The organism is Xanthomonas sp. WHRI 7945 (assembly GCF_035026585.1).
Map to the genome: position 1 here is coordinate 184331 of NZ_JAYIQP010000005.1, position 17677 is coordinate 202007.

Consider the following 17677-nt stretch of genomic DNA (forward strand, 5'->3'; position numbering starts at 1 on the left):
TGGCGCTGCCAGGGCGATCGTCAGCGCGGCGGGTCGCGCTGCGGGCTGGGGCGCTTGGCCAGCTTGCGCTGCAGCGAGCGGCGGTGCATGCCCAGCAGGCGCGCGGCCGCCGAGACGTTGCCGCCGGTCTCGTGCATGGCCTGCTGGATGTGCTCCCACTGCAGGCGGCTGAGCGGGGTCATCGCGTCCGGCAGCTCGACGCCGTCCTCGTCCTCGGCGCTGTCCGCGTCCAGGCTCAAGGCGCGCAGGATCATCTGCACCGTGGCCGGCTTGGGCAGGTAGTCGTCGGCGCCGAGCTTGATCGCCTCCACCGCGGTGGCGATGCTGGCGTAGCCGGTGACCAGCAGGATGCGCATGTCGGCGCGGATCGCGCGCAGCGGCTGGATCAGGGCCAGGCCGGATTCGTCGCCGAGCTTGAGGTCGATCAACGCGTAGTCCGGCGGCGTCGCCGTGGCCAGGGCCAATGCCGCGGCGCCGCTGTCGGCGGTCAGCGTCTCCAGCCCGCGGCGGGCGAGGGTGCGCTGCAGGGTGCGCAGGTACAGCGGGTCGTCGTCGACCAGCAGGCCCAGCGGGGCGTCGGTGTTCATGCGGGGGTCTCCAGGGCGAGCAGCGGCAGGCGGAAACCGACCCGCGCGCCGTGGCCGGGCGCGGGATGGGTCCACAATTCGCCGCCCAGGCGTTCGATGGTCGCATGCGATAGCGCCAGGCCCACGCCCATGCTGTCGGGCTTGCCGCTGCGGAACAGGGTGGCCGGCAGCGCGACCTGGTTGGCGTCGAAGCCGCCGCCGTAGTCGCGCACCTCGCCGACCAGCTCGCTGCCGGTGACCCGCACGCTCAGGTCCACCTGCGGATGGCCGGCGCGTTCGCCGGCATCGGCGGCGTTGTTGAGCAGCACCTGCAACAGGTGCCCGATCGCGCTTTCCAGGCGCAGTTGCAGCGGCGCGTCGACGTTGCGGCGCAGCTGCACCGTCGGCCGCACCAACTGCCACTGGTGCAGCACGTGCGCCAGCGACACCGTGCCGCCGCCGGCGCGCTGTGCCGGCGCGGCCAGCGCCAGCACCCGTTCGCGGCATTGCACCAGCAGTTCGCGCAGGGTTTCCAGGTCTTCGCGCAGCTCCGGCTGCTCGATCTGCTCGACGATGTCGTCGGTGAGCAGGGTCATCGTCGCCAGCGGCGTGTTCAGTTCGTGCGCGACCGAGGCGGCGTGGGTGGCCAGGGCGACGATGCCCTCGTTGCGGGTGAAGCGCTCGCGCAGCAGCGCCAGCTCGCGCTCGCGTTCGCGCAGCGCCAGCGCCAGGCGGGTGGAGAACACCAGCACCACGACGGTGGACAGCAGGAAGTTGGCGGCCATGCCCCAGCGTTGCAGGTCCAGCGCCTGGTGCGGGCCGCGCGGCAGCGGCAGGCCGAACAGCGCGCTGACCGCGTAGCCGGCCACGCAGGCCACCGCCACCGCCAGCGCCCAGCGCAGCGGCAGGGCCAGCACCGCCAGCGCGATCAGCACCAGGAACAGCGACCCGAAGGCGTTGCCGATGCCGCCGCTCCAGCCGACCATCCAGGTCAGCACGGTCACGTCGACCAGGATGTGGCCGAAGGCGGTGGCCGGCGCCGCGGTGTCGGCATGGCGCAGGCGCAGCTGCGCATACAGGTTGAACAGGGCCAGTGCGGCCACGCCCGACCACAGCGGCGCCTGCGGCAGCGGCAGCCGCATCGCCCAGGTCGCGACCAGGATCGTCGCCGCCTGCCCGGCGGTGGCCAGCCAGCGCAGGCTGCACAGGGTGCGCAGGAACGAGGCGTCGGTGGAAGTCATGGCGCGCATCGTATGCGCTGGCGCCGGCGGCTGTCTGCGACAAACCGTCGCAGCGCCGGCCGTTCGGCTGAACCGGTGCCGCCGGGGAGTGGGGCAGGGCCGCCGCACACGCTAAAATGCGCGCATGTACGACGCCGTCAGCCGACCCACCCCCCCCAGCGACGCCGCGCCCTGGGCGCGCCGTTCCACCCAGCCGGTCCGTGTCGGAGGCGTCGTCGTGGGCGGCGGCAAGCCGATCGTGGTGCAGTCGATGACCAACACCGACACCGCCGACGTGGCCTCCTCGGTCAAGCAGGTCGCCGAACTGTGGCGCGCCGGTTCGGAGCTGGTGCGGCTGACCGTCAACAATGCCGAATCGGCCGCGGCGATCCCGCGCATCGTCGACAAGCTGCGGATGATGGGCATCGAGGTGCCGCTGATCGGCGACTTCCACTACAACGGGCACCAGCTGCTGGCGGCCGAGCCGGCCTGCGCGCAGGCGCTGGCCAAGTACCGGATCAATCCCGGCAACGTCGGCTTCGGCAAGAAGAAGGACACCCAGTTCGCGCAGCTGATCGAGTTCGCGCTGAAGTACGACAAGCCGGTGCGCATCGGCGCCAACTGGGGCTCGCTGGACCAGGCGCTGGCGGCGCAGCTGATGGACGAGAATTCGCGCCGCGACACGCCATGGGACGCCGGCCGCGTGCTGCGCGAGGCGCTGATCCGTTCGGCGCTGGATTCGGCCGAGCGCGCGGTGGAACTGGGCCTGGGCCGCGACCGCATCGTGCTCAGCTGCAAGGTCAGCGGTGTGCAGGAACTGATCGCGGTGTACCGCGACCTGGCGCAGCGTTCGGATTTCGCGCTGCACCTGGGCCTGACCGAGGCCGGCATCGGCAGCAAGGGCATCGTCGCCTCCAGCGCGGCGCTGGCGGTGCTGATGCAGGAAGGCATCGGCGACACCATCCGCATCTCGCTGACCCCCGAGCCGGGCCAGTCGCGCACGCAGGAGGTGATCGTCGCCCAGGAGCTGCTGCAGACCACCGGCCAGCGCGCCTTCACCCCGCTGGTCACCGCCTGCCCGGGCTGCGGCCGCACCACCTCCGAGTTCTTCCAGGAACTGGCCAAGGTGGTGCAGAACCACGTCCGCGCGAAGATGCCGGAGTGGAAGGTGACCCATCCCGGCGCCGAGAACATGACCCTGGCGGTGATGGGCTGCGTGGTCAACGGCCCGGGCGAGTCGCGCCACGCCAACATCGGCATCTCGCTGCCGGGTACCGGCGAGGCGCCGTCGGCGCCGGTGTTCGTCGATGGCGAGAAGAAGATCACCCTGCGTGGCGAGAACATCGCCCACGAGTTCGTCGCGCTGATCGACGACTACGTCGAAACCAAGTACGTCCGCCGTGCCGGGTGAGGTTCCGGCCGAGCGCGCCGCCGGCGTACGCGAGTGGTTGCGCCGCAACGCCTGGCGCATCGGCCTGCTGTTTGCCGGGGTGCTGCTGCCGATGGGCGTGTTCGTCGAGCTGGCCGACGAAGTCCATGAGCTGGAGAACTTCTACTTCGACGAACCGCTGCTGTGGAGCATGCGCGCGCTGGCCGCGCCCGGCTGGGACCGGTTCTTCACCGTCGTCACCGAGGCCGGCTACCAGTACGGCGTGATCCCGCTGGATACGGTGATCGTGCTGCTGCTGCTGGGCCTGCGGCGCTGGCGCGAGGCCATGTTCGCCGCGTTTTCGTTCGTCGGCTCGGCGCTGCTGAACATGGGCGCCAAGCAGTTCTTCCAGCGCGACCGGCCGAGCCTGTGGGAGTCGATCGCGCCCGAGCACACCTTCAGTTTTCCCAGCGGCCACGCGATGGGCTCGATGACCCTGGCCGCGGTGCTGGTCGCGCTGGCCTGGCGCACCCGCTGGCGCTGGCCGGTGCTGCTGCTGGCCGGCAGCTTTGCGCTGCTGGTCGGCGTGTCGCGGATCTACCTGGGCGTGCATTACCCGTCCGACATCCTCGGCGGCTGGTGCGCGGCGCTGGTGTGGGTGGTCGGGCTGTACCTGCTGATGTTCCGCGGCGAACGGCGTCCGCGCTGGCGGCACCGCCGCGCTTCCTGAGCGGAAGCGAGCAGCGGCTGCCAGCTCGAACTGGCGCCGCCGCGTGCGATTTCGGCCACATGGCTTTTTTGCACGGCAGCGCCTTGCATGCGTGTGCAGGGAGTCCATTCCGGCTCGTTGCCGACACCGCTTCAGCGAGGCTGAGCCGCTTTCGGCGCAGGCGTTGCGGGCCGCTCGCCGGACCCGATCCGGCCAGCGAAGACCGGCGATCGGCCGTGTGCTGCCGCGTCGCTACGCCAGGCTGTGCAACGCCGCCGCATGCGCATGCAGCGCGGCGGTATCGAACAGCGGCAGCTGCGCGTCGGCGGCGCCGACCAGCAGCGAGATCTCGGTACAGCCCAGGATCACCGCCTCGGCGCCTTGCGCCTGCAGCGCACTGATCACGTCGCGGTAGCGCGCCCGCGAAGTATCGCGGATCGTCCCTTGGCACAGCTCCTCGTAGATGATGCGGTGCACCTCGGCGCGCTGGTCCGCCGCCGGCACCAGTACATCGAAGCCGTGGCGCTGCAGCCGCTCGCGGTAGAAGGCCTGTTCCATGGTGAAGCGCGTGCCCAGCAGGCCCACCCTGCGGATCCCGGCGCCGTGCAGGGCGGCGGCCGTGGCATCGGCGATATGCAGCAGCGGCAACGGCACCGCGGCGGTGATCGCATCGGCGACGCAGTGCATGGTGTTCGTGCACAGCACCAGGAAATCGGCGCCGCCGGCGTGCAGCGCACGCGCCGCGGCAGCCATCGCCGCGCCGGCCGCGTCCCAGTCGCCGGCCTGCTGCAACTGCTCGATCTCGTGGAAGTCCACGCTGTACAGCAGGATCTTCGCCGAATGCAGCCCGCCCAACTGCGTGCGGATCGTCTCGTTGATGTGCCGGTAGTAGGGCACCGTGGATTCCCAGCTCATGCCGCCGATCAGGCCGATGGTCTTCATTCCCCTTTCCATACGGCACCCGAAATGGATGCACATGCGGCAAGCATACCCGCGTGCAGCGACCGGTCCGCGCCGGTCACGGCGCTCGCTTCGGCATCGGCTCTGTGCTCATGCAGCCCGCAGGCGCGCGCGTACGTCCGCCAAGGCCAGATGGATCTTCTGCGCGAACACGCCTTCTCCGTGGTGCAGCGGCTACCAGCTCGAACTGGCGCCGCCGCCGCCGGAGCTGCCGCCGCCGGAGGAGCCGGAGGAGGACGAGCCGCTCGAACTGCTGGACGATGAGGAAGACGACGATGACGACGATGACGAAGATGAGGACGAAGACGATTTCCGGCTGGCGTAGTACGCCGGGGTATAGGCGTAGCCGCCGGACGTGGTCGCGACCACATGGCCCTTGCGCATCAGTGCCTGGCGCTCGCGCGCCTGCTCGCGCAGGAAATCGCGGAAATACTCGGGCGAGGAATAGCGGCGGCCGGCCAGCGCCAGCGCCAGTCCCAGCACCAGCAGCTCGATGGCCAGCGAGAGCATGAACGCCACCGGGAACAGCGCCGACAGCACCAGCACGAACACGCCTGGGTTGACGGTCAGGAACAACCTGATGAACGCTCCGAGGAACCACGAGCGTCGGGTCGTTTCGGCGATGTCCTCGGCCTGGCCGGCCAGTTGCGGGTGCTCGCGCAGCAACCGCGCGCGCAGGCGCCGCATCCACAGCCGGCGCAGCAGCGGCAGCAGCCAGATCAGCGCCGCCAGCCCGGCCCACGCGATCATGCCGCGTTCCCAGTGGCGCGGTTCGGCGGCGGGCGCGGCCGACGGCCGCGACAGTTCTTCGAGGCTGGTCGGGTCCTGCGCGGCGACCCGCGCCATGAAGCCGAAGGCGTCGATGATGGCGCCGGCGGTATCGCCCTGGCGCATCCTGGGCGTCAGGTAGTCGTCCAGCGCGTGCTTGCTGACCACGTCCGGCAGGCGGCCTTCCAGTCCGTAGCCGACTTCGAAGCGCGAGCGGCGGTCCTGTATCGACAGGACCAGCAGCAGACCGTTGTCGACGTCCTTCTGGCCCAGTTGCCAGGTCTTGAACGCGCGCTCGGACAGGCTTTCGAGGTTGTCGCCGTCGAGCGCGGGCACGATGTAGACCGCGCCCCAGATCCCCTGGTCGGTGCGCAGCCGCTGCAGGGACGCGTTCACCCGCTGCCGGTCCGACGCGCTCAACTGGCCGCCGGGATCGACCACGTCCGGCGTGTACGCGGGAATCTCGATGGCGAGCGCGGCGAGCGCCGGCCACAGCAGCAGGGCGAGCGTGGCGATGGCAAGCAGGCGGAAGGCGCGCATGGCGTGGGCCGAGGTGGATCGTGCGGCCATTATGGCGGCCGCCAGGCGCGGTGCGGCTGCGCTCATTCCCCGGGCTTGGCGCCTTCCATCGGCGCGTGCGTGGCGGCGCGCTTGGCCAGCACCGATTCGCGATGCGCGATGTAGACGTTGGCGGCGATGATGATGGCCGCGCCGAGCAGGGTGTGCGGCGCGATCGCCTCGCCGAACAGCCACCAGCCCAGCAGCGCCACGAACGGCAGCTGGATGAAGCTGATCGGGGTCAGCGCCGAGACCTCGCCGATGCGCAATGCACGCGTCCACAGCAGTTGCCCCAGCGTGCCGAACAGGCCGGTGGCGAGCAGCCACAGCCAGTCGATACCCTGCGGCCAGGTCCAGGCGAACAGCGCCGGCAGCAGCGACATCGGCACCCAGAACACGTAGGTGTAGAACACCACCGTGTTGGCCGAGTCCGCCCGTGCCAGCTGCTTGATCTGGATCGCCACCAGCGCGCTCATCACCGCCGCCAGCAGCGCGACCAGGGTGCCGGTGCTGAACGTGGCCGCGCCGGGGCGCACGATGATCAGCACGCCGGCGAAGCCGCACAGCACCGCCATCCAGCGCCGCAGGCGCACGTTCTCGCCCAGCCAGAACGCCGCGGCCAGGGTCACGAACAGCGGTGTGGAGTAGGACAGCGCGATCGCCTGCGACAGCGGCAGATGGCCGATCGCCCAGAACCCGGCCAGCATCGACACCAGGCCGACCGCGGTGCGCAGCAGGTAGCGCGGCAGCTGCGCGGTGCGCGGCAGCGGCTGGCCCGGACGCAACAGCATCGGCAGCAGGAACAGCAGGCCGAACAGGTTACGGAAGAAGGCGATCTCCACTGTGGACAGGTGCGCGGACGCCAGCCGGATCGCCACCACCATCAGCCCGAACGCCAGCGTGCTGGCCAGCATCAGCATGGCCGCGCGCAGCGACATCGCCTCGTTCACCACTGCGCGCCGACGATCCGCGGTTCCGGCTCCAGGGTCACGCCGAAGCGCTCCAGCACCGAGGCGGAAATGCGCCGCGCCAATGCCAGCAGCTCGGCGCCGCTGGCCTGGCCGTGGTTGACCAGCACCAGTGCGTGCGCGGCGGACACGCCGGCGTCGCCGTCGCGATGGCCCTTCCAGCCGCAGGCCTCGATCAGCCATGCCGCCGAGAGCTTGCGCTGGTCCTCGGCGTCGCCGGGAAACACCGGCAGTGCCGGGTAGGCGTGCTGCAGCGCCTGCGCCTGTTCGGCCGGCAGCAGCGGGTTCTTGAAGAAGCTGCCGGCGTTGCCCAGCACGTCCGGGTCCGGCAGCTTGCGGCGGCGGATGTTGATCACCGCCTGCGCCACGTCCGGCGCGCCGGGCATGGCGATGCCGAGCGCCTGCAGTTCCTCGCCGATGCCGGCGTAGTCCAGGCGCAGCGCATGCAGCCGCGGCAGGTTGAATTCGACCGCGGCGATCAGATATCGGTCGGGCTGGCGCTTGAACAGGCTGTCGCGGTAGCCGAATTCGCAGGCCGCCGCGTCCAGCCGCACGAAGCGCGCGTCGGCGCGGTCGTAGGCCTCGACCACGTGCACGAACTCGCCGACCTGCGCGCCATAGGCGCCGATGTTCTGGATCGGCGCGGCGCCGACCGTGCCCGGGATCAGCGCCAGGTTCTCCAGGCCGGACAGGCCCTGCGCCAGCGACCACATCACCAGTTCGTGCCAGCCCACGCCGGCGCCGGCGCGGACGATGGCGTAGTCGGCGCGATGCTCCAGCGTGTCGATGCTGCGGTTGGCGAAGGCCAGCACCACGCCGGGCGCATCGCCGGCGAACAGCATGTTGCTGCCGCTGCCCAGCGGCAGCAGCGCGGCGCCGGCCAGTTCCGGCGCCAGCAGCGCCTCGGGCAGCGCCTCGGCCGCGAAGATCTGCAGCAGCCACGGCGCCTGCGCGGCGACATGGAAGGTGTTCAGCGCCTGCAGCGGCGCGTTGGCGGTCAGCGACCAGGCGTTGCTCATAGCGCGGCGACCGCGCCGCGGCTGGGCGCCTCGCGGCGCCGGCGCATCGCCTCGACGCATTCGCCGATCAGCTCCGGCCCGCGGAACACCAGCCCGCTGTAGCACTGCACCAGGGCCGCGCCGGCGGCCATCTTCGCCACCGCGTCGGCGCCGGAGAGGATGCCGCCGACCCCGATCAGCGGGATCGCCTCGGGCAGGCGCGCGCGCAGCCGGCGCAGCACCAGCGTGGACTGGCCCAGCAGCGGCGCGCCGGACAGGCCGCCGGCTTCGGCGCCCAGTGGGTTCTGCTCCAGGCCGGGGCGGGCGATGGTGGTGTTGGTGGCGATGACGCCGTCCACCTGCAGATCCGACAGCACCCGCGCCGCCGCGTCGATATCGCTGTCGCTCAGATCCGGCGCGACCTTGACCAGCATCGGCACGCGCTTGCCGTGGCGTGCGGCCAGCGCTTCCTGCGCCTCGCGCAACTGCGACACCAGCTGCCGCAGTGCCTGTTCCTCCTGCAGCTCGCGCAGGCCGGCGGTGTTGGGCGAGGAGATGTTGACCGTCACGTAGTCGGCCAGCGCGTAGACCTTTTCCAGGCAATGCAGATAGTCCGACGCGGCGTCCTCGTTCGGCGTGTCCTTGTTCTTGCCGATGTTGATGCCGAGCAGGCCGTGGCGGCGGCGCGCACGCTCGACGTTGCGCACCAGCGCGTCCACGCCGAGGTTGTTGAAGCCCATGCGGTTGATCACCGCCTGCTCGCGCGGCAGCCGGAACATGCGCGGCTTCGGATTGCCCTGCTGCGGCCGCGGGGTGACGGTGCCGATCTCGACGAAGCCGAAGCCCAGCGCCAGCAGCGCGTCGATGTGCTCGCCGTTCTTGTCCAGGCCGGCGCCCAGCCCGACCGGGTTGGGGAACTCCAGGCCGAAGGCGCGCGTGGGCATCGGCGCGATGGCCTTGGCCAGCAGCGGGTTGGTGCCGGTGCGGTAGGCCATCTCGATCGCGCGCAGGCCCAATGCGTGGGCGCGCTCGGCGTCGAAGGCGAACAGGAACGGGCGGGCGAGGGAATACATGCGGCGCAGCTCAGTTCAACGTGCCGGCGAAGGCACGGGTACGGTAGTGGACATCGACCAGGCCATCGACCTGGTGGCGATCGAACAGCGCGCGCAGCGCGGCCAGCATCGGCGCGTGGCGCGGATGCCCGGCCAGCGGCGCGTAGGAGGACGACAGCAGGCGCCCGCGCAGGCCGTCGTAGTCCAGCTGCTGCACGTTCGGGAACTGGGCCGTGCCGCGCAGGCCGGCGCCGAACCAGCGCTGCATCGTCGCATCGTCGTGGTAGCGCTCGGCCACCGCGCTGTAGTCGGTGCCGTAGTCGAGCAGCAACTGCTCGTAGTCGTGCAGGAACGGCGTGCCGTCGAGCAGCCGCGAGTTCCAGTACACCAGCGCCAGCCCGCCGGGGCACAGCACCCGCGCCCATTCGCGGCGCACCGCCTCCAGGTCAAACCAATGGAAGGCCTGCGCGGCGCTGATCAGGTCGACGCTGGCGGCGGGCAGGGTGGTGGCCTCGGCGCTGCCGTCGACCGCGGCGAAGCCGGGGAGGTCGCGCAGCAGCGTCTCGGCGGCCGCGCGCATCGCCGCGTTCGGCTCCACCGCCAGCACCGGGTGCCCGGCCTGCAGGAACATGCGGGTGGAGATGCCGGTGCCGGCGCCGATGTCGGCGACCTGCGCGTCGCGCGCCACGCCGAGTTCCCCGTGCACCCAGTCCAGTAGTGCCGGCGGATAGTCGGGGCGGTAGCGGACGTAGTCGGCGACGCGGTCGCTGAAGCGTTCGCGCGGAGCGGAGGCGTCCATCGGCTCAGCCCTGGATGCTGGCGAGCCACGCCAGCCCGCCGAAGAACGCCACGAACGCCAGCACCACCACGACGGCGACGATCACCGCCAGCCAGCCGAGGAGCAGCCCGCCGACCGCCAGCCCGTCGCCCTGGAAGCGCTGCGGCTGGCGCCGGATCTCGGCGCGCGCCAGGTGCCCGGCGATGATCGCGCCGAGGCTGCCGAGCACGGGCATCAGGGTCCAGCCGAGGATGCCGGCGATCAGGCTGACCACGGCGAGCGAATTGGTTTCACGGACGGCGTTCATCTGCGGATCCTCGTGAGGTGGAGGGCGGCATTCGCCTGGCGGGCATCGCGGCGTGCGCGATGCGTGAATTATCCCAGAAGCGTGCGCGCCGTGCGTCGCTCATCCGGGCATGCGTCCGTGGCGCAGCGCGTGCGCCCACAGCGGTTGGCCGTTGCGTTCGGCCTGCGCCGCGGCGCTGGCATGGTCGTAGTCGACCGCCAGCAGCTGCGCCTGCCAATGGCCGTCGCGGTGTTCCAGGATCGCGTAGCGCGCCTGCGGCGTGCCGGCCTCGACCCGGTACGGCCGCGGATGCGTCTCGGCGTAGGCGGGCAGGCCGACGCTGCCCGGATTGCACAGCAGCCGCCCGTCGTCCAGGCGCAGCGTGCGCGGCACGTGGCTGTGTCCGCACAGCACCAGCGTCGCCTGCGGCGTGGCGCCGAGGCGTTCGCTTACGCGGCGTGCGTCGGCGCCCAGCAAGCGGGGCGGGTCCAGTTCGTCGAGCAGCCAGCACAGATCGTCGTGCGGCGTGCCGTGGCACAGCAGGGCCTGGTCCAGCGCGAGAGTCGGCGGCAGCCCGGCCAGCCAGCGCAGCTGCGCCGGCGTCAGCTGCGCGTGCGCGTAGGCATCGCTGGCACCCATCGCCGCGGGCGCCAGTTCGCACAGCTGGCGCTCGTGGTTGCCGCGCACCGTGGGCAAGGCCAGCGGCAGCAGTCGCGCGGCGGTCTCGCGCGGCCACAGCGGACCGGACACGATGTCGCCGAGGTTGACGATCCGCTCCACGCCGCGCCGCCCGATGTCCGCAAGCACCGCGTCCAGCGCGGGCAGGTTGCCGTGGATATCGGACAGGGCGGCGATGCGCATCGCTTACAGGTCGAACTTGATGCCCTGCGCCAGCGGCAGCGAGTCGGAGTAGTTGATGGTGTTGGTCTGCCGGCGCATGTACACCTTCCAGGCGTCCGAGCCGGATTCGCGGCCGCCGCCGGTGTCCTTCTCGCCGCCGAACGCACCGCCGATCTCGGCGCCGGAGGTGCCGATGTTGACGTTGGCGATGCCGCAGTCGCTGCCGGCCGCCGACAGGAACTTCTCCGCCGCCTTCAGGTTCTGGGTGAAGATCGACGAGGACAGGCCCTGCGGCACGCCGTTCTGCAGGTCGATGGCCTCGTCCAGGGTGCTGTACTTCATCACGTACAGGATTGGCGCGAAGGTCTCGTGCTGCACCACGTCGTCGCCGTTGTGCAGGCCGGTGACGATCGCCGGCAGCACGAAGTTGCCGGGCCGGTCCAGCGCGGTGCCGCCGGTCTCGACGGTGCCGCCGGCGGCCTTGGCCTTTTCGATCGAGGCCAGGAACTGCTCGACCGCGCCGCGGCTGTTCAGCGGCCCCATCAGGTTGGCCGGGTCGGTGGGATCGCCGATCTTGCCTTCGACCTGCTTGTACGCCTTGAGCAGCGTCGCCAGCACGGTGTCGTAGATCGATTCGTGCACGATCAGCCGGCGCGTGGTGGTGCAGCGCTGGCCGGCGGTGCCGACCGCGCCGAACACGATGCCCGGGATCGCCAGCTTCAGGTCGGCGCTCTCGTCGAGGATGATCGCGTTGTTGCCGCCCAGCTCCAGCAGGCAGCGGCCCAGGCGCCGCGCGCACTTCTCGGCGACGTTGCGCCCGACCTGGGTCGAGCCGGTGAAGCTGATCAGGGCGATGCGCTTGTCCTCGACCAGGGTCTCGGCCAGTTCGGTACCGGCGTCGTTGATCAGGAAGAAGATGTCCGGGAAGCCGGCGTCGCGCAGCGCGTCGTTGCAGATCTTCATCGACGCGATCGCGGTCAGCGGGGTCTTGTTGGACGGCTTCCACAGGCAGATGTCGCCGCAGATCGCCGCCAGGAACGCGTTCCACGCCCACACCGCGACCGGGAAGTTGAACGCGCTGATAATGCCGACCAGGCCCAGCGGCTGGTACTGCTCGTACATGCGGTGGCCGGGACGCTCGGAGTGCAGCGTGTAGCCGTACAGCATGCGGCTCTGGCCGACCGCGAAATCGGCGATGTCGATCATCTCCTGCACCTCGCCGTCGCCTTCGGGCTTGCTCTTGCCCATTTCCAGCGCGACCAGCGAACCCAGCGCGTCCTTGTTCCGGCGCAGCGCTTCACCGCACAGCCGCACCGCCTCGCCGCGGCGCGGCGCCGGGGTCGTGCGCCACACCTTGAACGCGGCCTGGGCACGGGCGACGACGGTTTCGTAATCGTCCTTGGTGGTCGCCTGCACCTCGGCGATCACCGCGTTGTTGGACGGGTTCAACGGCTGCAGCACGCCGGCGCCGGTGGCCGTGGACCACTCGCCGTTGCCGAGGTAGGTGCCGGAATTGGACGCGGTCAGGCCGAGCGCCTTGAGCAGATCAGCGGACATGGAATCTCCTGGGAATCGTTGCGACAGGGAAGGCGACCGCAGGCGGGGGACGCGGGGCGCGATTAGCCGCGCATTTTAGCAGACCGGGCGGGCCAGGCCGCAGCGGCAGCGCGCTGGCGCGGGCTTGGCAAGCGCGGCGATCGTGCGACAATGCGCCGGCCAAGGCCCTGTAGCTCAGCTGGATAGAGCGGTCCCCTCCTAAGGGACAGGTCGTGCGTTCGAATCGCGCCAGGGTCACCATCGCATGGAGTTTGCGTAGCCCGCTTTCCGGCTGCGCGCTCCGCGGCGCCGTCGTGCTATTCGCCGGAAGCGCATCCGCCAGTCATGCCGCCGCCGTTTCGGCTGTCGCTGCAAGCGCGATTTCCTGACGAAAACCAATGCATCCAGCGCCCGGATGCGGCTCACGCCGCCTACACCTTGCGCCGACGCTGTTTAAGCATCGCGCTGCGTAGCCTACGAGCGTCCGCCAATGACGGAGCGGCCGCCGCCAGTTGCGATGCGCAGTCCTGTCGAGGTCGAGATGCATGAGGAACGCCTGGCCGTGCCGGGCCCATGCCTGCCGCAACCCCACGAGTCTTGACCAGACGCGTGGAGGCGACACGGCGATGGTCGCAGTCTTCATGCGTTTCGAGTGCGGGCTAGGTGTCATCGGCCGCCGCTTGCGGCTGCTCTTCTACCAACCACGTACGCATGCGAAGCAGGAGTCACTCATGAGCAGAACGTTGAAGGTTATGTTGGTCGGTTCGGTCCTGGCGGCGCTGGTCGCCTGCCATCGGGATGGCGACCAGGCGGCGCAGGACCAGAACGCAGCGACCCCGTCCACCGCAGCCGACGGCAGCCCGGCGGGCGGCCAGAGCGGAAGCGCCGCACCGGCGGCAGGCACCACCAGCGGCGATGCCGCCACCGGCACCGCGACCGGCGACGGCGCCGCGGGCTCGGCCACTGGCACCGGCACCGGAACTGGCACGGGGACCGGTACCGGCACCGATCAAGGCTCGACCACCGGCCAGGACGCGACCCAGGGTGCCCAGCCAACCGATCCGCAGCAGCAGCCTCCGGCCGACAACCAGCAGCATTGATGGCGCGGCAGGCGTCCATGTCCGCTTGATGACGTTCCGGCCCATGCGCGAGGCGACTTGCCATGGGCTTTTTTTTTGCGTGTCGGCTGCTTCGGTCGCAGCTGCGTCGGCGCAGGTGCCGCTGGCGACTGCACGCCAACAATCCACGCCGCGGCGGGCAATCCGCATCGACGCGCGATAGTAACTTTTGCAACCTGTTGATCCAGGCGTGGTGTCCATGCTGCGTCAGCACAATCGGTGCTTGACAGCACCCGGGCGCATGATGTCCTCTTGCGTCCATGCCCAGCGCTTCCGTCCTCGCCCGTGATCCCGCACCGCCGTCGCATCGGCGGGCGGCAGCGTGCTGCGCGGGCACGACCACTGGCATTACCACCCACACCATTAGCCCGGTGCGGCCCGTCGTTTTCGCGTAACTGTCGAAACCCACGGCCCCGCACCCGGATCAGGATGCGGGGGAACCCGTCAGCCTGATGCGAGCGGGGCCTCCACTTCGAGGTCTCCCATGCCGTCCCCCGCTGTCGCTTCCGCTCCCGCCGCAGAACCCGCGCGCACCGTCGTCCACAAGTTCGGCGGCACCTCGGTGGCCGACGCCGAACGCTATCGCCATGTCGCGCAGCTGTTGCTGGCGCGCCCGGAGACCCTGCAGGTCACCGTGGTCTCGGCGATGAAAGGGGTCACCGATGCGCTGATCGCGCTGGCCGAACTGGCCGCCAGCGAGAACAGCGACTGGCGCGAACGCTGGCACGAGACCCGCGCGCGGCACCGCGCCGCGGCGGTGTCGCTGCTCGGCGAGCACGCCGGCATCACCGTGGAGTGGCTGGACGCGCGCTTCGAGCATCTGGCCGAGATCCTCGGCGCGCTGGCGGTGATCGGCGAACTGCCGCGCGAGGTGCTGGACCGGGTGCAGGGCCTGGGCGAGGTGTATTCGGCGCAACTGCTCGGCGAGCACCTGCGCGCGCTGGGCGAGGACTGCGCGGTGCTGGACGCGCGCGAGGTGCTGGTGGTGGATCGCGGCGAACTCGGCGTGGACGTGGATTGGGAGGCCAGCGCGCGGCGCCTGGCGGACTGGCGCGCGCATCACCCGCAGCAGCGCATCGTGGTCACCGGCTTCGTCGCCCGCGATCGCGCCGGGCGCATCACCACGCTCGGCCGCAACGGCAGCGACTATTCCGGCGCGATCTTCGCCGCCTTGTTCGATGCCGACGAACTGCATATCTGGACCGACGTCGACGGCGTGCTGTCGGCCGATCCACGGGTGGTGCCCGAGGCGGTGCAGCTGGAGACGCTGAGCTACGACGAGGCCTGCGAACTGGCCTATTTCGGCGCCAAGGTGGTGCATCCGCAGACCATGTCGCCGGCGATCGAGCGCGGCCTGCCGATCATCATCCGCAACACCTTCCAGCCCGAGCACCCGGGCACCCGCATCACCGCCAGCAGCGCCTCCAGCGGCCCGATCAAGGGCCTGACCCTGAGCCCGGACCTGGCCGTGCTGAACCTCGAGGGCACCGGCCTGATCGGCGTGCCCGGCACCGCCGAGCGCGTGTTCGCCGCGCTGCGCAACGCGCGGGTGTCGGTGGTGATGATCTCGCAGGGATCCTCGGAGCATTCGATCTGCTGCGTGGTGCGGCAGAACGAATGCGAGCGCGCGCGCGACGCGCTGCTGTCGGCGTTCGCGCACGAACTGGTGGTCGGCCAGGTGCAGCGGGTGCAGCTGACCACCGGCATCAGCGTGCTGGCCGCGGTGGGCGACGGCATGGCCGGGCAGCCGGGCGTGGCCGCGCGCCTGTTCGAATCGCTGGGCCGCGCCCAGGTCAACATCCTGGCGATCGCGCAGGGTTCCTCCGAGCGCAACATCTCGGTGGCGATCGACAGCGCGCACGCGACCAAGGCATTGCGCGCGGCGCACGCCGGGTTCTGGCTGTCGCCGCAGACCTTCTCGGTCGGGGTGATCGGCCCGGGCAACGTCGGCGCGGCATTGCTCGACCAGCTGCGCGTGGCGCAGCCGCAGCTGCTGGCCAAGGCCAACCTCGACCTGCGCCTGCGCGCGATCGCCTCGCGCAGCACGATGCGCCTGGAAACCCGCGCGATCGCCGGCGACTGGCGGCAGGCCTTCGCCAGCGGCCCGCAGCCCACCGACCTGGACGCGTTCACCGCGCACCTGCTGTCGGCACACCTGCCGCACGCGGTGATCATCGATTGCAGCGGCAGCGCCGACGTCGCCGACCGCTATGCCGGCTGGCTCGCCGCCGGCATCCACGTGGTCACCCCGAACAAGCAGGCCGGCGCCGGGCCGCTGGCGCGCTTCCATGCGATCCGCGCCGCCGCCGCGGGCAGCGGCGCGCGCTTCCGCTACGAGGCCACGGTCGGCGCCGGCCTGCCGGTGATCACCACGCTGCGCGACCTGGTCGACACCGGCGACGCGGTCACCGCGATCGAAGGCATCTTCTCCGGCACGTTGGCCTGGCTGTTCAACAAGTACGACGGCAGCGTGCCGTTCTCGCAGCTGGTCACCGAGGCGCGCGGCATGGGCTATACCGAGCCGGATCCGCGCGACGACCTGTCCGGCATCGACGTGGCGCGCAAGCTGGTGATCCTGGCGCGCGAGGCCGGGCGCGAGCTGAGCCTGGAGGACGTGGCGGTGGAGAGCCTGGTGCCGGAAGCGCTGCGCCAGGCCAGCGTCGAGGACTTCATGGCGCGCCTGCACGAAGTGGACGCGGCATTCGCGCAGCGCCTGCAGGCGGCCAGGGCGCGTGGCTGCGTGCTGCGCTACGTGGCGCAGCTGGCGCCGGACCGCGCGCCCAGCGTCGGCCTGGTGGAACTGCCGGCCGAGCACGCCTTCGCCAACCTGCGCCTGACCGACAACGTGGTGCAGTTCACCACCCGGCGCTATTGCGACAATCCGCTGGTGGTGCAGGGGCCCGGTGCCGGTCCGGAAGTCACCGCCGCGGGCGTGTTCGCCGACCTGCTGCGGGTGGCGGCGGGCGAGGGCGCGCGGCTGTGAGCCAGGCGCAGACCTCGCTGGCGCCGCATGCCGCTGCCCGCGCCGCGCCGCGCGAGGCGCGCGCCTTTGCGCCGGCCTCGGTGGCCAACGTGGCGGTGGGCTTCGACCTGCTCGGCTATGCGGTGCAGGGTGTCGGTGACACGGTGAGCGTGCGCCGCATCGATGCGCCGGAGGTGCGTATCGCGGCCATTCGCGGTACCACGGTGGCGTTGCCGCTGGAGGCGGCGCGCAATACCGCCGGCGCGGCGCTGATCGCCTTGCGCGAGGCGCTGGCGCTGCCGTTCGGCTTCGAACTGGAGATCGACAAGGGCATCCCGCTCAGCTCCGGCATGGGTGGTTCGGCGGCCTCGTGCGTGGCGGCGCTGGTGGCAGCCAATGCGTTGCTGGATGCGCCGTTGTCGCGCGAGCAGCTTTATCTGTATTCGCTGGAGGGCGAGGCGGTGGCCAGCGGCAGCCGCCACGGCGACAATCTGGGGCCGATGTTCCTGGGCGGGCTGGTGCTGTCGACGCTGCAGCGGATGGTGCCGGTGCCGGTGCCGGCGGCCTGGCACAGTCTGTTGGTGCATCCGGATGCGGTGCTGGAGACGCGCCGCGCGCGCGAGGCGCTGTCCGGCGAGTACCGGCTCGGCGAGTTCGTGGCGCAGAGTTCCAATCTGGCGCTGGTGTTGGCGGGCTGTCATGCCGGCGATGAGGCATTGGTGCGCGAGGGCCTGCGCGACGTGCTGATCGAGCCGCGGCGGGCGCCGTTGATCGTCGGTTTCGATGCGGCCAAGGCGGCGGCCTTGGCGGCGGGGGCGATGGGTGCGAGCATTTCCGGCGCCGGTCCCAGCGTGTTCGGGTGGTTCGCGACGCGCGCGGCGGCCGAGGCGGCCGCGCCGGCGGTGCAGGCGGCGTTCGCGTCCGCCGGCTTCGACAGCCAGCATTGGGTATCGCCGCTGCAGTGTCCGGGCGCCCGATTGCTGTAGCGG

Annotated in this window: 16 protein-coding genes and 1 tRNA gene; 6 read left to right on the forward strand and 11 right to left on the reverse strand. The window is 70.9% G+C overall.

The genetic code is table 11. The annotated features are described in order from the left end of the window. Positions 1 to 20 precede the first annotated feature (20 nt). Positions 21 to 587, reverse strand: coding sequence for a response regulator transcription factor (locus VDQ83_RS06285; RefSeq protein WP_455434252.1), 567 nt, complete (start codon positions 585 to 587; stop codon positions 21 to 23). Next, positions 584 to 1807 carry an ATP-binding protein gene (locus tag VDQ83_RS06290; RefSeq protein ID WP_455434253.1) on the reverse strand — a complete coding sequence of 408 codons (1224 nt, stop codon included), beginning with the start codon at positions 1805 to 1807 and terminating at the stop codon, positions 584 to 586. Before VDQ83_RS06290 ends, VDQ83_RS06285 begins: the two co-directional genes overlap by 4 nt. 124 nt (positions 1808 to 1931) lie before the next feature. Here VDQ83_RS06290 and ispG point away from each other — a divergent pair, with 124 nt between their 5' ends. Both ispG and VDQ83_RS06300 read left to right on the forward strand, forming a co-directional pair. Further along, the gene (gene ispG / locus VDQ83_RS06295) at positions 1932 to 3197 is read left to right on the forward strand and encodes a flavodoxin-dependent (E)-4-hydroxy-3-methylbut-2-enyl-diphosphate synthase (RefSeq protein WP_263398138.1); all 1266 of its coding nucleotides are present in this window, start codon (positions 1932 to 1934) and stop codon (positions 3195 to 3197) included. Next, entirely contained in the window at positions 3187 to 3885 is a 699-nt protein-coding gene (locus VDQ83_RS06300) for a phosphatase PAP2 family protein (protein WP_455434254.1), read from the forward strand. The genes ispG and VDQ83_RS06300 overlap by 11 nt, the downstream gene beginning before the upstream one ends. A 231-nt stretch (positions 3886 to 4116) precedes the next feature. On the opposite strand, the gene VDQ83_RS06305 is transcribed toward VDQ83_RS06300, so the two are convergent. The 9 genes from VDQ83_RS06305 to amaB all read right to left on the reverse strand — a co-directional run bounded on the left by VDQ83_RS06305 (position 4117) and on the right by amaB (position 12629). Then, positions 4117 to 4806 carry an aspartate/glutamate racemase family protein gene (locus tag VDQ83_RS06305; protein ID WP_455434255.1) on the reverse strand — a complete coding sequence of 230 codons (690 nt, stop codon included), beginning with the start codon at positions 4804 to 4806 and terminating at the stop codon, positions 4117 to 4119. Positions 4807 to 4998: 192 nt separating this feature from the next. Next, positions 4999 to 6162 (reverse strand): TPM domain-containing protein, encoded by a 1164-nt coding sequence (locus tag VDQ83_RS06310; protein WP_455434256.1) that lies wholly within the window; start codon positions 6160 to 6162, stop codon positions 4999 to 5001. 32 nt (positions 6163 to 6194) lie between these two features. Continuing rightward, positions 6195 to 7088 (reverse strand): DMT family transporter, encoded by an 894-nt coding sequence (locus VDQ83_RS06315; RefSeq protein ID WP_455434293.1) that lies wholly within the window; start codon positions 7086 to 7088, stop codon positions 6195 to 6197. Between the two features lie 8 nt (positions 7089 to 7096). Then, positions 7097 to 8137 carry a UDP-N-acetylmuramate dehydrogenase gene (gene murB / locus VDQ83_RS06320; protein ID WP_455434257.1) on the reverse strand — a complete coding sequence of 347 codons (1041 nt, stop codon included), beginning with the start codon at positions 8135 to 8137 and terminating at the stop codon, positions 7097 to 7099. Then, positions 8134 to 9189, reverse strand: coding sequence for a quinone-dependent dihydroorotate dehydrogenase (locus VDQ83_RS06325; RefSeq protein ID WP_455434258.1), 1056 nt, complete (start codon positions 9187 to 9189; stop codon positions 8134 to 8136). The genes murB and VDQ83_RS06325 overlap by 4 nt, the downstream gene beginning before the upstream one ends. 10 nt (positions 9190 to 9199) lie before the next feature. Then, a complete protein-coding gene (locus VDQ83_RS06330; protein WP_455434259.1) occupies positions 9200 to 9967 on the reverse strand; it encodes a class I SAM-dependent methyltransferase in 768 nt (255 codons plus the stop codon). Positions 9968 to 9971: 4 nt separating this feature from the next. Then, complete coding sequence (locus VDQ83_RS06335) at positions 9972 to 10253, reverse strand: DUF4190 domain-containing protein (RefSeq protein ID WP_263398146.1); 282 nt, start codon at positions 10251 to 10253, stop codon at positions 9972 to 9974. Positions 10254 to 10352: 99 nt separating this feature from the next. Then, positions 10353 to 11093, reverse strand: a complete 741-nt coding sequence (locus VDQ83_RS06340; RefSeq protein ID WP_455434260.1) for a metallophosphoesterase family protein — start codon at positions 11091 to 11093, stop codon at positions 10353 to 10355. 3 nt (positions 11094 to 11096) lie between these two features. Next, entirely contained in the window at positions 11097 to 12629 is a 1533-nt protein-coding gene (gene amaB / locus VDQ83_RS06345; protein ID WP_263398148.1) for an L-piperidine-6-carboxylate dehydrogenase, read from the reverse strand. A gap of 163 nt (positions 12630 to 12792) precedes the next feature. Here amaB and VDQ83_RS06350 point away from each other — a divergent pair. The 4 genes from VDQ83_RS06350 (at position 12793) to VDQ83_RS06365 (ending at position 17674) form a co-directional block, all read left to right on the forward strand. Then, positions 12793 to 12869 (forward strand) — tRNA-Arg (locus VDQ83_RS06350). A gap of 470 nt (positions 12870 to 13339) precedes the next feature. Continuing rightward, the gene (locus tag VDQ83_RS06355) at positions 13340 to 13708 is read left to right on the forward strand and encodes a hypothetical protein (protein WP_455434261.1); all 369 of its coding nucleotides are present in this window, start codon (positions 13340 to 13342) and stop codon (positions 13706 to 13708) included. A gap of 502 nt (positions 13709 to 14210) precedes the next feature. After that, the gene (gene thrA / locus VDQ83_RS06360) at positions 14211 to 16709 is read left to right on the forward strand and encodes a bifunctional aspartate kinase/homoserine dehydrogenase I (protein WP_455434262.1); all 2499 of its coding nucleotides are present in this window, start codon (positions 14211 to 14213) and stop codon (positions 16707 to 16709) included. Beyond that, entirely contained in the window at positions 16706 to 17674 is a 969-nt protein-coding gene (locus tag VDQ83_RS06365) for a homoserine kinase (RefSeq protein ID WP_455434263.1), read from the forward strand. Before thrA ends, VDQ83_RS06365 begins: the two co-directional genes overlap by 4 nt. The last annotated feature ends 3 nt before the right edge of the window (positions 17675 to 17677 follow it).